This is a genomic window from Dyella sp. BiH032 (assembly GCF_031954525.1).
Lineage (GTDB): Bacteria > Pseudomonadota > Gammaproteobacteria > Xanthomonadales > Rhodanobacteraceae > Dyella_D.
In genome coordinates, this window is record NZ_CP134867.1 from 1,698,913 (window position 1) to 1,712,965 (window position 14,053).

The following is a 14,053-nucleotide window of genomic DNA, read 5'->3' on the forward strand; positions in this document are numbered from 1 at the left end:
ATATACCTCTTCGGTTGGTTGGAACGTCCTGAGCCCGTTGCCGGGTCCCCTGGTAGCCGGACCGTCGAAGTCGCGCGGCCGCATTTGAGCGCCGCCACCCCTTCGCCTGTCAAGCCTTTGCCATGCCCGGATCACGGAATGTGAACGGGCGCTGCGGCAAGGTAGCCGGCATGCGGGTCCTCGAGTCGCCAGGCCGTCCCTATAACGTTCGAAGGGGCATTTCGTTGCAACGGAGGCGTCCGTGAGCCTGCCCGACCTTGCCCTCCAGGCGGAATCCCTTCTGCAGCGTTTCCGACGGGTGCGCGCCCGCACGCTGCAGTTGTGCGCCGGCCTCAGCGCCGAAGACATGATGGTGCAGTCCATGCCCGACGCCAGTCCGGCGAAGTGGCATCTGGCCCATACCACCTGGTTCTTCGAGCAGTTCCTGCTGGGCCGCGATGCCGCGTGGCGGCCGCGCCACCCCGAGTGGCATTACCTGTTCAATTCCTACTACCAGACGGTGGGGCCCATGCATGCCCGCCCGCGGCGCGGCCTGCTGTCGCGTCCGTCGCTGGACGAGGTCATCGAATACCGTCGTTACGTCGAAGCCGCGGTTGAGACACGCATCGAGACTGGTCTGGGCGCTGCGGAAGCCATCGTCGAACTCGGCCTGCAGCACGAACAGCAGCATCAGGAGCTGCTGGTCACCGATATCCAGCATGCGCTCTGGTGCAATCCGCTGCGTCCGGCCTATGACCCGACCCTGGCGCCTCCCTCGGCGTCGCGCGTCGAGCCGCTGGCATACGTGGATGGCCAGGAGGGCGTGATCGAGATCGGCCATGCGGGCGACGGCTTCGCCTTCGACAACGAAGGTCCCCGGCATCGTGCGTATCTGCAAGCGCACGCGCTCGCCAATCGGCTGGTGACGAACGGCGAATATCGCCTGTTCGTGCAGGACGGCGGCTATCGCGAGCCGACGCTGTGGCTCTCCGACGGCTGGGCCACCGTCCAGGCGGAGGGCTGGGAGCGGCCGCTTTACTGGCAGGCGGATCTCGACAGTGCGTACGGCCTCGCCGGCGTGCACGAACTGGACCCCGCCGCGCCGGTCGTGCACCTGAGCTATTTCGAAGCCGATGCCTTCGCGCGCTGGGCCGGCGCGCGCCTGCCTACCGAAGCCGAATGGGAAAGCGCCGCGGCGGCGCAACCCGTTCGCGGCAATCTGCTCGACGGTCGTCCGCAACCGCCGCGCGCAGCGGTGGGCGAAGGCCTGCTGCAGATGTATGGCGATGCGTGGGAATGGACCGCTTCGCCGTATGTGAGCTATCCCGGCTTCCAACCGTTGCCCGGCGCGCTGGGCGAATACAACGGCAAGTTCATGAACGCGCAATGGGTGTTGCGGGGCGGTTCCTGCGCCACGCCACGCGATCACATCCGCGCCACCTACCGCAACTTTTTTCCCGCGCAGGCCCGCTGGCAGTTCGCCGGCCTGCGCCTCGCCCGCGACCGGTAAGCAAGAGAGCCCTGCACGATGAGTCTGCAAGCCCTGGAACCCCGCGACGACGATCGCCGCCCACCTGCCAGCGAACTGCTCGAGATTGTCCAGCGCGGATTGCGCGCGACGCCGAAACGCCTGCCGTCCTGGCTGTTCTACGACGAGCGCGGCAGCGAACTGTTCGAGCAGATCTGCGAACAGCCGGAGTATTACCTCACGCGCGCGGAGATCGCCTTGCTCGATGCGCATGCAGGCGATATCGCCGACGTACTGGGGCCGGATGTCCGTTTGGTCGAATACGGCAGCGGCAACGCAGTAAAGACGCGCCAGCTGCTCGGCCATCTGGCTTCCCCGGTGTGCTACGTGCCGGTAGAGATCGCGTCCGAAGCGCTCACTGCCAGCGTGCAGCGCCTGGCCGAACGCTTTCCCTCGCTGCCGATGCAGCCGTTGCATGCGGATTTCACCCGCCCGCTGCGCCTGCCGATTCCGCCACGCGCGCCGCGGCGTACGGTGATCTATTTCCCCGGCTCGACCATCGGCAATTTCGAGCAGCGCGAGGCAATCCAGCTGCTGCGGACGATGCGCGACGAGATGGGCGAAGCCGGCGGCGTGCTGATCGGCGTGGACCTGAAGAAAGACGCGGCGCGCATCGAAGCGGCCTATAACGATCGCGCAGGCGTCACCGCCGAGTTCACGCTCAACATGCTCGCTCGCCTCAACCGCGAGCTGGGCTGCGATTTCCAGCTCGGCGCCTTCCGCCACCGCGCACACTACAACCCGCTCGCCGGACGCATCGAGACGCACATCATCAGCCTTCGAGAGCAGAAGGTGAGGGTGGGGCGCATGCTGGCGTCGTTCGCGGAAGAGGAGGCGATGCTGGTGGAGTACAGCTGCAAGTATTCGCCGGAGGATTTCGCGGCGATGGCGGGGAAGGCGGGGTTGGAGGTGGCGAGGGTTTGGTTGGATCCGGAGGGGTTGTTTTCTTTGCAGTATTTGGTGCGTCGCGCGGGTTGATTTTGCGATGGGTGGGGGAGCGCTCGCGGACGCTAAGGGTGGCCTCGCGCTCACTGCTCGTCATTCCGGCGCGGGTCGGAATCTAGTGGCGACACGGTTCGGTTGTCTTGGCGTGGTCGCCAGTCTGGTCTCGCCCCTCGCGGGGCGAGGGTTTCGCTCTCCTGCCGGAGAGCGAGTTACTTCTTCTTTGCTTGCCCAAAGAAGAAGTAACCAAGAAGAAAGGGCCCCCTGCGCGGCGCCCTCCGCAGCCTACGCTGCTCCGGGTGCGTTGAGGGCTGGCCGGGCTTTTCGATCGGGCATCCTTGCCCGAATCGAAAAGGCGGGGACGTCCTGTCCCCGCCCGCCTGCGGCGGCCTGATCGTCCAGCCCTCACCGCCGCGAAGGGAACCCGGGAGATCAAGAGCGCTACGGAGCGTCGCTTCGCTCGCTCTTGTTTGGATTGTTCTCGCCGCGGTACCGCACTTCTCCTTCTCCCCTCCGGGGAGAAGGCTGGGATGAGGGGCGGGTGCTCGCCAAAACGTTGCTAAGAGCAAAACCCGCAGCACTGATGAGTGACGACGCCCACTCAAGCCGCCGGCCGTCGCGCCCCCAATTGCACGAGAATCTCCTGCGCACTCCGGATCCGCTCCGCCGCACCCGGCAGTTCCAGGATCACCTTCAGCTTGTCCTGACCGTCCAGCTTGTAGACGCGCGGCTGGCTCTGGATCAGGCGGATGATGGCCATCGGGTCGACGTCGGGTTTTTCGCGGAAAGTGATGCGTCCGCCGTTCGGGCCGAAGTCCACCTTGCGGATGCCCAGCGGCGTGGCCATCAGTTTCAGGCCCGCGATGGCGAACAGGTTCTTGGTGGCGTCCGGCAGCAGGCCGAAGCGGTCGATCATTTCCACTTGCAGGTCGCGCAGTGCTTCGTCATTGCGCGCGCTGGCGATGCGCTTGTACAGGGTCAGGCGCGTGTGGACGTCCGGCAGGTAGTCGTCGGGAATCAGGGCGGGGAGGTGCAGTTCCACCTCAGTCTCGTGTTCGGAGCTGAGGTCGAAGTCCGGCACCTTGCCCGACTTCAGCGCACGCACCGCGCGTTCCAGTAGCTCGGTATAGAGGCCGAAGCCGATCTCCTGGATCTGCCCCGACTGCTCATCACCGAGCAGCTCGCCGGCACCGCGGATCTCCAGGTCGTGCGTGGCGAGCGTAAAGCCCGCGCCCAGTTCCTCCAGCGATGCCAGCGCTTCCAGGCGCTTCTCCGCATCGGCAGTCATCGCCTTGCGGTCCGGCACGACCAGGTAGGCATAGGCGCGATGGTGCGAGCGGCCCACGCGGCCGCGCAGCTGGTGCAGCTGCGCCAGGCCGAAGCGGTCGGCACGGTCGATGATGATCGTGTTGGCGGTCGGGATGTCGATGCCCGTCTCGATGATGGTGGTGCACACCAGCACGTTGAAGCGCTGGCGGTGGAAATCCGCCATCACCTGCTCCAGCTCGCGCTCGGCCATCTGGCCATGGGCGATGCCGATGCGCGCTTCGGGAATCAGCTCTTGCAGCTCGCGCGCGGTGCGCTCGATGCTGTCCACCTCGTTGTGCAGGAAGTACACCTGGCCGCCGCGCGCCAGCTCGCGCTGGAACGCTTCGCGGATCGTCGCCGGGTCCCAGGCGTTGACGAAGGTACGCACGGCCATGCGGTGCGCCGGCGGCGTGGCGATCAGCGAGAGATCGCGCAGTCCGCTCATTGCCATGTTCAGCGTGCGCGGGATCGGCGTGGCAGTCATGGTCAGCAGGTCGACTTCGGCGCGCAGCTTCTTCAGCTGCTCCTTCTGGCGCACGCCGAAGCGCTGCTCCTCGTCCACGATCACCAGGCCGAGGTTCTTGAACTTGATGTCCGGCTGCAGCAGCTTGTGCGTGCCGACGATCACATCGATCTGGCCATCGGCCAGGCGCTTGAGCGCCTCGTTCACTTCCTTGGTGGACTTAAAGCGCGACAGCACGTCCACCCGCACCGGCCAGTCGGCGAAACGATCGGCGAAGTTGCGGTAGTGCTGCTGCGCGAGCAGGGTGGTCGGCACCAGCACCGCCACCTGCTTGCCCGCCGTGGCGGCGGCGAAGGCGGCGCGCAGCGCGACTTCCGTCTTGCCGAAGCCCACGTCGCCGCAGATCACGCGATCCATCGCGCGCGGCGCGGCCAGGTCGCCGAGCACCGCATCGATCGCCTGCTGCTGGTCCGGAGTCTCCTCGAATGGGAAGCTGCCGCCGAATTCCTCCACCAGTTGGCGGTCGATCGGAAGCGATTCGCCGCCGCGCGCTTCGCGCTGCGCATAGATGGCCAGCAGCTCCGCGGCGACGTCGCGCACTTTCTCCGCAGCCTTGCGGCGCGCGCGTTCCCAGGCATCGCCGCCCAGCGAATGCAGCGGCGCCAGTTCCGGCGCGGTGCCGGTGTAGCGGCTGACCAGGCCCAGCTGCGCCACCGGCACGTAGAGCTTGTCGCCCTTGGCGTATTCGATGGTGAGGAACTCGCCTTCGGTGCCGCCCAGCTCCATCGACACCAGGCCCTGGTAGCGGCCCACGCCGTGATCGACGTGCACGATAGGTGCACCGATGGTCAGTTCGGTGAGGTCGCGGATGATGGCGTCGGGATCGCGCGCGGCCCCACGGCGGCGTTTGCGCTCGGTACGCACGCGTTCGCCGTACAACTCGCGCTCGGTGAGCACGGTGATGGCCGGCTGCTTCAGCGCGAAACCCTGTTCCAGGCCCGCGATGGCGATGGCGAACTTCGGTCCGCTGCCGTCGGCACCCATGAAGCGCGGCCAGCCGTCGATGCTTTCCGGCTTGAGTCCCGCGGCCGCCAACGTCTCGATCAAGGCCTCGCGGCGGCCCGCCGAATCCGCGGCGATCAGCACGCGGCCGGGGTAGCTGGCCATGAAGTGCCGCAACGAGGTGCCCGGTTCCTCGCCCTTGCGATTGAGCGGCAGCTCCGGCGCCGGTTGCGTGCCGACGTCCACGGCGTGTTCGTGGCCGCTTTCCACCACTTCCACGCGCAACCGCCGGTTGAGCTGTTCGCGCAACTGTTCCGGGGGCAGGTACAGCTCGGCCGGGGGCAGCACGGGGCGCTCGATATCGTGCGCGCGCTGGTCGTAGCGTTCGCCAGTCTGCTGCCAGAACTGCTCGGCCGACTCCAGGGTGCCTTCGCCGAGTACGAAGACCGCGCCCTCCGCCAGGTAATCGAACAGCGTCGCCGTCTGCTCGAAGAACAGCGGCAGGTAATACTCGATGCCGCCCGGCGTCACGCCTTCCTTCATGTCCTGATAGAGCGGGCAGCGGCGGACGTCGATGGGAAAGCGTTCGCGCAGCTTGCCGCGGAAGTCCTTGGCGGCCTGTTCGGTCAGCGGGAATTCGCGCGCGGGAAGCAGTTCGACTTTTTCCACCGGCTGCTGCGAGCGCTGCGTTTCCGGGTCGAAACTGCGGATCGATTCGACTTCGTCGTCGAACAGCTCCACCCGGTACGGCTCGCCCGCGCCCATCGGGAAGATGTCGATCAGCGCGCCGCGCACGGCGAAGTCGCCCGGCTCAGCCACCTGCGGCACGTTCCGGTAGCCGGCGGCTTCCAGGCGGCGCTGTTCGGCGGAGAGGTCCAGCTTCTGGCCTTTCTTCAGCACCAGGCCTGATCCGGTGACGTGGCTGTGCGGCGCGATGCGCTGCATCAGGGTCGCCACCGGCACCACCAGCACGCCGCGCCGCGTCGCCGGCAGGCTGTACAGCGTGGCGATGCGCTGGGAGACGATTTCCGGATGCGGGCTGAAAATGTCGTAAGGCAGGGTTTCCCAGTCCGGGAAATGCAGCACCGGCAGATCGCCGGCGAACAGTTTCAGTTCCTCCTCCAGCGCATGCGCGCGCTGCGTGTCGCGCGTCACCGCGACGAGCAGGCCCTCATGCGCGCGCGCGGCCTCGGCCACCACCAGGGCGCGGGCCGAGCCGTGCGGCGGCGTCCAATAGCGGCGGTGCTTGGGCGTGGAGGGAAACGGCGGAAGGGGAACCGTGCGGGATGGCATGGGACTGGGCATGTGGCGCTGGCGTTCCATGGCGCCGGCCAGGAGGGCCGCGCCGGTAAAGCGGGCAAGTGTAACGCGACCGCCCCGGCGGGCCGGGGCGGTCGAAAGTCACGAGTCTCGGATCAGGCGCGCATGCGGCGCGCGAATGGGGGCGGTCAGAGGCGCAGCGCGATCTGCGTGGTGCCCGGTTCTTCCGGGGTCAGGCGGCGGGTGAAGCCCAGCTCCTTGCACAGTTGCAGCATCGGGCGGTTCTCCAGCAGCACATAGCCCCAGACCTCCGACAGCCCGCGCTGGCGGCAGTCGTCCACCAGCCGTTGCATCAGCAGGGCACCCAGGCCCAGGCGGCTCCAGTCGTGCTCGACCAGTACGGAGAACTCGGCGCTGTTGGCCGCCTCGTCCACGTAGATGCGGCCCACGCCCCGCATTTCCGCCGGCTGCACGGTGTCGTCCATCAGCACGAAGGCGGTTTCGAAGCGGGGATCGATGCGGCACAGGCGCTGCGCCATCGGCGCCGGCAGCTCGGACATGGCATGCAGGAAACGGCGGCGGATGTCCTCCGGCGACAGCCGGCTGAAGCAGCGCTGCAGCGCGGCCACGTCGCCGGGCTCGATCGCGCGCAAATGGAGCTCGCGGCCGTCGCGGGTCGTCACCAGCTCGCCCTTGGCGGGCGTGGTCGCCTCGGCCAACCGGGGGCGGGCGAAGCGTTCGCTGCTGGGTGGGGGGAGGGGGCGCCGGGTGGCGGGAGACATATCGGAAAGAAGGTTCGCAGCCATGTCCGTACTTTACCGTATTGTGTGCGTCGCAACATGAACGAAAACGGCGCAACCATGCGGCTTCGCGTCGCGCACGGCTCAGTCCATGCTGCGACTCTGCATGATCCAGGGAGAGACAGTGTCCCCGTCAGGCCATCACAATGCGCGCGATAGCGGCCACGGAATGTGGGCGCGGAGTGAAAGCATGAGCAAGGCCGGCAAAGGCATGACCCCCGTTCAGCTGGAGGCCCTGTGCGGGGCGTGGCCGGGGGTCACCCGCGACATCAAGTGGGGCGCCGACCTGGTTTTCAGCGTAGGCGGCAAGATGTTCGCGGTGATGCCGGCGGATCCGGTCGCCTACGGCCATCGGCTGGGCATCAAGGTGGCCGACGAGCGCTTCCTGGAGTTGACCGACCAGCCGGGCATCGTGCCGTCTCCCTATCTGGCTCGTGCCCACTGGGTTTCCGTGGTCGAGCCGCAGCGCTTCGCCACCGCCGAGCTGGCGGCCCTGGTGCGAGATTCGTACGTCCTGGTGCGTGCCAAGCTCACCAAGAAACTGCAAAAAGAGCTGGGGCCGTTGCCCCCGGCCTGAAAACCCTTCGGAGAAACGATGAAACAGCACCTCGGCGCCCTCGCGCTGCTCGTGGCCGACTATGACCAGGCTATCGCCTGGTACACGCGCGTCCTCAACTTCGAACTGGTCGAAGACACCCGCCTGGACGAAGAAAAGCGCTGGGTGATCCTGGCCCCGCGCGGTTCCGCCGAGACCCGCCTGCTGCTGGCGCGCGCCGCGAACGAGGAACAGCGTGCCTCGATCGGCCACCAGGCTGGCGGACGCGTGTTCCTGCTGCTTCATACCGACGATTTCTGGCGCGACTACGAACGCATGAAAGCCGCGGGCTGCACATTCTGCGAAGAGCCGCGCGAAGAGGCCTACGGCACCGTGGTGGTGTTCCAGGACCTCTACGGCAACAAGTGGGACCTGTTGCAACGCAAGTGAGCGATCCGCTCAGTCGGCGATATCGGGCTCGAAGAAGCTCCACGCCACGTCGGGGAACTGCGCTTTCATGGCGCGTTCCACCGCGTTGATGTTCTGCACCAGCGCGAGGTTGTCCGCCGCGGGCGCCATGCGCGCCTTCACCGAGACCATCACTTCCGGCCCGAGCTGCAGGGTGATCAGGTTCAGCACCACGTCCACTTCCGGGCGCGCATTGAGGAATGACAGCAGCTCTTCGCGCCGGCGCGGCTCCACACCCTGGCCGATCAGCAGCGCCTTTACTTCCACCGCCACCGCCACGGCCACCACGATCAGCAGCACGCCGATGGCGATGGTGCCCAGTGCGTCGAACATCAGGTTGCCGGTGAGCATGGTCGCCACGATCGCCAGCAGCGCGAGCACCAGGCCGAGCAGGGCGGCGAGGTCCTCGCCGAAGATCACCAGCAGCTCGCTGGAACGCGTGTGGCGGAACCATTGCCACAGCCCCATGCCGTCGCGCGCCTTGTTCACTTCCTGCATGCAGCCGCGCATCGAGATGCCTTCCATCACGATGCCGAACACCAGCACGCCCACCGCCAGCCACGGACGCTGCAGCGGTTCCGGCGCACTCAGTTTGTGCACGCCTTCGTAGACCGAAAACATGCCGCCCACGCTGAACAGCAGGATCGCCACCAGGAGCGACCAGAAGTACAACGCACGGCCCCAGCCCAGCGGATATTCCTCGCTCGGCGCGCGCCGAGCCTGGCGCATGCCGAGCAGCAGCAGGCCCTGGTTGCCGCAATCGGCCAGCGAATGGATCGCCTCCGCCAGCATCGCGCCCGAGCCGGTGAAGATCGCCGCGGCGAGCTTGCTGACAAAGATGGCGAAGTTGGCGCCCAGCGCCAGAAAGATCGCCTTCGCCGAATTCGCGTGACCGGACATCGGTTCTTCCCTGGAGAGTTCTGTGGTGGATGGAGCGACAGGATGAAGGAGCGGCCGCGAAGCGCGCGTCAGCGGATGCCGACGCCCACGCCTACGCCGAAGTGCACGTTGTTCTTGCCGCTGCTCAGTTCGCTGGCCGTCCAGACGTGCGATTGGTTCACCTTCACCAGCGGGAACACGTACGGCGCTTCGCCGACCTTGCCGGCGCGGCTGCCGGCGATCTGGCCGTCGAGGGTCATCAAGGCGCCGGGCGGATAATCCATCGGCTCCACATAGCCGGGCATGGTGGCGATGAAGCGGCCCAGGCCGCTGTCGTTCGCCTTCGGCCGCTGCGAGCCGTCCAGCGGGTAGGCCAGCACTTCGATCTCGCTGTGATCGGCCAGGTTGTGCACGGCGACGACGCGGCCGCCCCAGACGACCGGTGCATTGGCATAACGCTCAGGCGCCTCGGCCACATTGAACGGCGCTGCGGCGATGGTGCCGGTCGCCTTGTAGATCGGCGCCGGCGCGCAGGCGGCCAGGGCGAGCAGCGACGCAGCGGCCGCCAGGCGGAGCAGCGGGGAAGCGATGGTGCGCATGGACGGTCTCCTGTTCGCGTTCGGCGGCGCCAAGCTTAGCCGCCGGCAAGTTCCTGCGATAGCGCCGCCCGCCCCCGTTTCAGCCGGCGGTTTCGGCGATCAGCCAGTCGAGGTGCCAAGTGGCCGGGCGTTCCTGCGACAGCAGGCGGCCCAGTGCGCGCAGCGGCTCGCGCAAGGCCTCGTCCAGCTTCCACGGCGCGTTGAGCACGACCATGCCCGAGCCGTTGAGGCGTAGCGGCGAATCGTCCGGACGCACCAGCAGTTCCGCGCGCAACGCGCGCTTGACGCCGCTGTGCTGCACCCAGCGCAGGAACGGCTGCACCTGGCTGCGCAGCTTGATCGGATACCACACCGCATAGACGCCGGTCGGCCAGCGCAGCAATGCAGCCTTCAGCGCCCGCTCGATCACCCGGTATTCCGCTTCCTGCGCTTCGTACGGCGGATCGATCAGCACCAGGCCGCGCTTTTCCTTCGGCGGCAGCAGCGCCTTCAGCGCTTCGTAGCCGTTGCGTTCGTGCACGTGCACGCGATGATCGCGGTGAAACAGTTCGCGCAAGCGAGCGGCTTCTTCCGGATGCAGTTCGCACAGCTGCGCACTGTCCTCCGCGCGCATCGCGCCGGCGGCCTGCAACGGCGAGCCGGGGTACAGGCGCAGGCCGTTCTCGTTGCCGGGCAGGGCAAGCACGCTGTCCAGCCAGTGCCGCAGCAACGGCGGCAGCGGGCCGACGTGCGCGCCCTGGTGCAGATCGGGGAACAGCAGGCGCGCGATGCCGTCCTTGTACTCGCCGGTCTTGCCGGCCTCGGCACCGTCGAGCGCGTAGCAGCCGCTGCCGGCGTGCGTGTCGATCACGCAGAAGGGCGTCGGCTTGGCCTTGAGCGCCTCGATCAGCGCGAACAGCACGGCGTGCTTGAGAACGTCGGCGAAATTGCCGGCGTGGTAGGCGTGGCGGTAATTCATCGGGGCGATTGTAGTGGGGATGGCCGAGGCGAAGTGGCCCCTCGGCGAAATTCCGTCCTGCGAGGGCGCATGAACCCTTCTCCAGAGTTGTCCCCCCGATGGCCCGCTGGCATCCTGCCGCCCATGCTGCGCCATCTTCTCCCATCGCTCCGCCGATCGCGTGCGCTGTTCGCGCTGGCGCTGTGCGCGTGGCTGCTGATGGCAAGCATGGCCTGGGCCTCCGGCGGCTGCTGCGAGGCCATGCAGGGCGGGGCGGCCAAGGCCATGGCGATGGACGGCCATGCGGGCATGGACGACATGCCGCAGCACGCGTCCCACGACCATGGCGCCGGTCATTGGGCCTCCGACTGCACCTGCGCTCACATTCCCGCCAACCTGCCCGGCGTATCCCTGGTGACCGCCGGCCATCCCGCGCCATCGCGCTTGGGTATGCCTAGGGGCGACGAGGAAGCGCCGCAACCGCCGTCCAAGCCTCCCTTGAGGCCACCCTCGGCCTGACTCCGTGCATGGCGCGGCTGCCAGGCGGCCGTCCTTTTCCATGCCTGCACGGCAGGCACGAGCATGACGGAGTCATTCGATGAACAAGCAAGACCCACGCGGCATCCATCTGCCGCGCCGGCGCTTCGTGCAGGGGCTGGCCCTGGGCGGCGTGGCCGCCGGCCTCGGCCTGTGGCGCGGCGATGCGTTGGCGCAAATGCCGGCTGCCGTCGCGCCGCGCGTCGAACTGAGCGGCACCCATTTCGAGCTGGAGATCGGCGAGCTGCCGGTCGACTTCACGGGCCGCCGGCGCATGGCGACCGTGGTCAACGGGCAGCTCCCCGCGCCGCTGCTGCGCTGGCGCCAGGGCGACACCATCACCCTGCGCGTGCGCAACCGCCTGCCGGTGACCAGTTCCATCCACTGGCACGGCATCATCCTGCCGGCGGACATGGACGGCGTGCCCGGCATCAGCTTCGACGGCATCCCGCCGGGCGGCGAGTATCTCTATCGCTTCACCGTGAGCCAGGCCGGCACCTACTGGTACCACAGCCATTCGCGCTTCCAGGAGCAGACCGGGCTGTACGGTCCGATCGTGATCGAACCGCGCGCGGGCGAACTGTATCCGGCGCAGCGCGAGCACGTCATTTTGCTCAGCGAATGGACCGACACCGACCCCGAGCGGATCTACGCCAACCTCAAGAAGCAGAGCGACTACTACAACATCGGCAAGCGCACCGCCGGCGATTTCCTGCGCGATGCCAGCCGCCAGGGCCTCTCGCAGGCCTTGGCCGAGCGGCGCATGTGGCAGCAGATGCGCATGGACCCCACGGACCTCGCGGACGTCTCCGCCATGGCCTACACCTACCTCGCCAACGGCCGCACGCCGGCCGGCAACTGGACCGCCCTGTTCGACGCGGGCGAGAAGCTGCGCCTGCGCTTCATCAACGGCTCGTCGATGACCTTCTTCGACGTGCGCATTCCCGGCCTGAAGATGACCGTGGTGGCCGCCGACGGCCAGCCGGTGGAACCGGTCACCGTGGACGAGATCCGCATCGGCACGGCCGAGACCTACGACGTGATCGTGGAACCGTCCGCCGACCGCGCCTGGACCATCTTCGCGCAGAGCATGGACCGCACCGGCTACGCCCGCGCCACGCTGGCGCCGCGCGCCGGCATGACGGCGGACGTGCCGCCGCTCGACCCGCGGCCCCTGTTGAGCATGGGCGACATGATGGGGTCGATGGATCACGGCGCACATGGCGGCGCCACGCACGACATGGCGGGCATGAACGTGTCGGGCATGAATATGTCGGGGATGGGCATGGGCATGAGCCACGCCATGCCGGCGCTCAAGACTGGCGTGGAAGTGGACATGCGCGTGCCGCAGCCGCGCCGCAATCTCGACGATCCTGGCGTGGGCCTGCGCGACACCGGCCGGCGCGCGCTCAGCTACGCCGATCTGCACGCCGTCAACGCGCCAATCTCGGCGGACGTGGATCGCGAATTGACCCTGCGCCTCACCGGCAACATGGAGCGCTACCTGTGGTCGTTCGACGGCACGCGCTTTTCCAATGCCGAGCCGCTGCGCCTGAAGCACGGCGAGCGCGTGCGCGTCACCCTGGTCAACGACACCATGATGACCCACCCCATCCACCTGCATGGCATGTGGAGCGAGCTGGAGAACGAGCACGGCCAGTTCCAGGTGCGCAAGCACACCGTGGTGGTGCAGCCGGCGCAGCAGCTCAGCTACCGCGTCAATGCGGACGCGCTGGGCCGCTGGGCTTACCACTGCCATCTGCTCTACCACATGGAGGCGGGCATGTTCCGCGAGGTGGTGGTGGCATGAAGACCGCACGCAACGCTTTCGCCGTCCTGCTGCTGGCCATGCCCTGGCTCGCGTGCGCGCAGGACGGCATGAGCATGTCCGGCCACGAACATCACCGCCCGTCGACGCCGGCCAAGCCCGCCAAGAAGCCCGCGGGTAATGCGAAGGACGCGCACGGTGCGCATGACATGCACGACATGCCGGGCATGCAGCCGGCCGATGCGCACACGGACCACGCGCAAGCGCAGGACCATGCCGGCCACGACATGCCCATGGACATGAGCATGCCCGCCCAGCCGCCACTGCCGCCGAACGACCACGTCCCGCCTCCGCCTCCGCAGCACCAGCCCGCGCCCATGGCGCCGGAACACATGGTGGAGATGATGCAGATGGACGACCTGGCCAAGCGCGGTATGTGGCTGTTCGACCGGCTCGAACGCACGCGCGGCGTCGGCGGCGACTACGCCACCGCGTGGGAAGCCGAAGGCTGGTGGGGCAGCGACACCAACCGCGTGTGGCTGCGCACCGAAGGGGAGCGCGGCGCGGAAGGCACGGAGGATGCGCGCGCCGAGGTCCTGTGGGGCCATGCCTTCAGCACCTTCTGGGACTGGCAGCTCGGCGTCCGCCACGACTTCGGGCACGGTCCGGACCGCCAATGGCTGGCCTTCGGCGTGCAGGGCCTGGCGCCGTACTGGTTCGAAACGCAGGCGACGTTCTACGCCGGTCCGCAGGGCCGCACGGCGCTGCGCCTGGAAACCAGCTACGACCTGCGCTTCACTCAGCGGCTGATACTCCAGCCGAAGCTGGAACTCAATGTTTATGGCAAGGACGATCCACGCCGCGGCATCCGCTCCGGCTTGTCCAACGCGGAGGCGGGGCTCCGCCTGCGCTACGAATTCAGCCGCCGCTTCGCGCCCTACGTCGGCGTGGACCACACGCGCCGCTTCGGCGAGTCCACCAGCTTCCCGCGTAGGGAAACGGCGTGGGTGGCCGGCATACGACTCTGGTTCTGAGGGAGGGATACGCG

12 protein-coding genes are annotated in these 14,053 nt (G+C 67.7%); 7 read left to right on the plus strand and 5 right to left on the minus strand.

The window, feature by feature from the left end; translation table 11 throughout:
• The first annotated feature begins 247 nt into the window (after positions 1-247).
• Both egtB and egtD read left to right on the plus strand, forming a co-directional pair.
• Positions 248-1,489 (plus strand): ergothioneine biosynthesis protein EgtB, encoded by a 1,242-nt coding sequence (gene egtB / locus RKE25_RS07570; protein ID WP_311842353.1) that lies wholly within the window; start codon positions 248-250, stop codon positions 1,487-1,489.
• An 18-nt stretch (positions 1,490-1,507) separates the two neighbouring features.
• Entirely contained in the window at positions 1,508-2,485 is a 978-nt protein-coding gene (egtD, locus tag RKE25_RS07575) for an L-histidine N(alpha)-methyltransferase (protein WP_311841629.1), read from the plus strand.
• Between the two features lie 565 nt (positions 2,486-3,050).
• Here egtD and mfd read toward each other — a convergent pair.
• On the minus strand, positions 3,051-6,527 hold the full coding sequence (mfd, locus tag RKE25_RS07580; protein ID WP_311842354.1) for a transcription-repair coupling factor: 3,477 nt from the start codon (positions 6,525-6,527) through the stop codon (positions 3,051-3,053).
• Between the two features lie 143 nt (positions 6,528-6,670).
• The gene (locus RKE25_RS07585; protein ID WP_311841630.1) at positions 6,671-7,288 is read right to left on the minus strand and encodes a GNAT family N-acetyltransferase; all 618 of its coding nucleotides are present in this window, start codon (positions 7,286-7,288) and stop codon (positions 6,671-6,673) included.
• A 184-nt stretch (positions 7,289-7,472) separates the two neighbouring features.
• On the opposite strand from RKE25_RS07585, the gene RKE25_RS07590 reads away from it, so the two are divergent.
• Entirely contained in the window at positions 7,473-7,859 is a 387-nt protein-coding gene (locus RKE25_RS07590; protein ID WP_311841631.1) for an MmcQ/YjbR family DNA-binding protein, read from the plus strand.
• A gap of 18 nt (positions 7,860-7,877) precedes the next feature.
• Entirely contained in the window at positions 7,878-8,267 is a 390-nt protein-coding gene (locus RKE25_RS07595) for a VOC family protein (RefSeq protein ID WP_311841632.1), read from the plus strand.
• A 9-nt stretch (positions 8,268-8,276) separates the two neighbouring features.
• Here RKE25_RS07595 and RKE25_RS07600 read toward each other — a convergent pair whose 3' ends face one another.
• The 3 genes from RKE25_RS07600 to rlmJ all read right to left on the minus strand — a co-directional run bounded on the left by RKE25_RS07600 (position 8,277) and on the right by rlmJ (position 10,721).
• A complete protein-coding gene (locus RKE25_RS07600; protein ID WP_311841633.1) occupies positions 8,277-9,185 on the minus strand; it encodes a cation diffusion facilitator family transporter in 909 nt (302 codons plus the stop codon).
• Between the two features lie 68 nt (positions 9,186-9,253).
• Positions 9,254-9,763: a Slp family lipoprotein gene (locus RKE25_RS07605; protein ID WP_311841634.1), complete on the minus strand. Its 510-nt coding sequence runs from the start codon at positions 9,761-9,763 to the stop codon at positions 9,254-9,256.
• Positions 9,764-9,842: 79 nt separating this feature from the next.
• Positions 9,843-10,721, minus strand: coding sequence for a 23S rRNA (adenine(2030)-N(6))-methyltransferase RlmJ (gene rlmJ, locus RKE25_RS07610; RefSeq protein ID WP_311841635.1), 879 nt, complete (start codon positions 10,719-10,721; stop codon positions 9,843-9,845).
• A gap of 69 nt (positions 10,722-10,790) precedes the next feature.
• On the opposite strand from rlmJ, the gene RKE25_RS07615 reads away from it, so the two are divergent.
• The 3 genes from RKE25_RS07615 to RKE25_RS07625 all read left to right on the plus strand — a co-directional run bounded on the left by RKE25_RS07615 (position 10,791) and on the right by RKE25_RS07625 (position 14,039).
• Positions 10,791-11,219 (plus strand): hypothetical protein, encoded by a 429-nt coding sequence (locus tag RKE25_RS07615; RefSeq protein WP_311841636.1) that lies wholly within the window; start codon positions 10,791-10,793, stop codon positions 11,217-11,219.
• Between the two features lie 79 nt (positions 11,220-11,298).
• A complete protein-coding gene (locus RKE25_RS07620) occupies positions 11,299-13,047 on the plus strand; it encodes a copper resistance system multicopper oxidase (RefSeq protein WP_311841637.1) in 1,749 nt (582 codons plus the stop codon).
• The gene (locus RKE25_RS07625) at positions 13,044-14,039 is read left to right on the plus strand and encodes a copper resistance protein B (RefSeq protein ID WP_311841638.1); all 996 of its coding nucleotides are present in this window, start codon (positions 13,044-13,046) and stop codon (positions 14,037-14,039) included. Before RKE25_RS07620 ends, RKE25_RS07625 begins: the two co-directional genes overlap by 4 nt.
• The last annotated feature ends 14 nt before the right edge of the window (positions 14,040-14,053 follow it).

Excerpts from the sequence above, each read along its gene's own strand:
- egtD (WP_311841629.1), top strand. The coding sequence starts at position 1,508 with ATGAGTCTGCAAGCCCTGGAACCCCGCGACGACGATCGCCGCCCACCT.
- mfd (WP_311842354.1), bottom strand. The coding sequence starts at position 6,527 with ATGCCCAGTCCCATGCCATCCCGCACGGTTCCCCTTCCGCCGTTTCCC.
- RKE25_RS07585 (WP_311841630.1), bottom strand. The coding sequence starts at position 7,288 with ATGGCTGCGAACCTTCTTTCCGATATGTCTCCCGCCACCCGGCGCCCC.
- RKE25_RS07590 (WP_311841631.1), top strand. The coding sequence starts at position 7,473 with ATGAGCAAGGCCGGCAAAGGCATGACCCCCGTTCAGCTGGAGGCCCTG.
- RKE25_RS07595 (WP_311841632.1), top strand. The coding sequence starts at position 7,878 with ATGAAACAGCACCTCGGCGCCCTCGCGCTGCTCGTGGCCGACTATGAC.
- RKE25_RS07600 (WP_311841633.1), bottom strand. The coding sequence starts at position 9,185 with ATGTCCGGTCACGCGAATTCGGCGAAGGCGATCTTTCTGGCGCTGGGC.
- RKE25_RS07605 (WP_311841634.1), bottom strand. The coding sequence starts at position 9,763 with ATGCGCACCATCGCTTCCCCGCTGCTCCGCCTGGCGGCCGCTGCGTCG.
- rlmJ (WP_311841635.1), bottom strand. The coding sequence starts at position 10,721 with ATGAATTACCGCCACGCCTACCACGCCGGCAATTTCGCCGACGTTCTC.
- RKE25_RS07615 (WP_311841636.1), top strand. The coding sequence starts at position 10,791 with ATGAACCCTTCTCCAGAGTTGTCCCCCCGATGGCCCGCTGGCATCCTG.
- RKE25_RS07620 (WP_311841637.1), top strand. The coding sequence starts at position 11,299 with ATGAACAAGCAAGACCCACGCGGCATCCATCTGCCGCGCCGGCGCTTC.
- RKE25_RS07625 (WP_311841638.1), top strand. The coding sequence starts at position 13,044 with ATGAAGACCGCACGCAACGCTTTCGCCGTCCTGCTGCTGGCCATGCCC.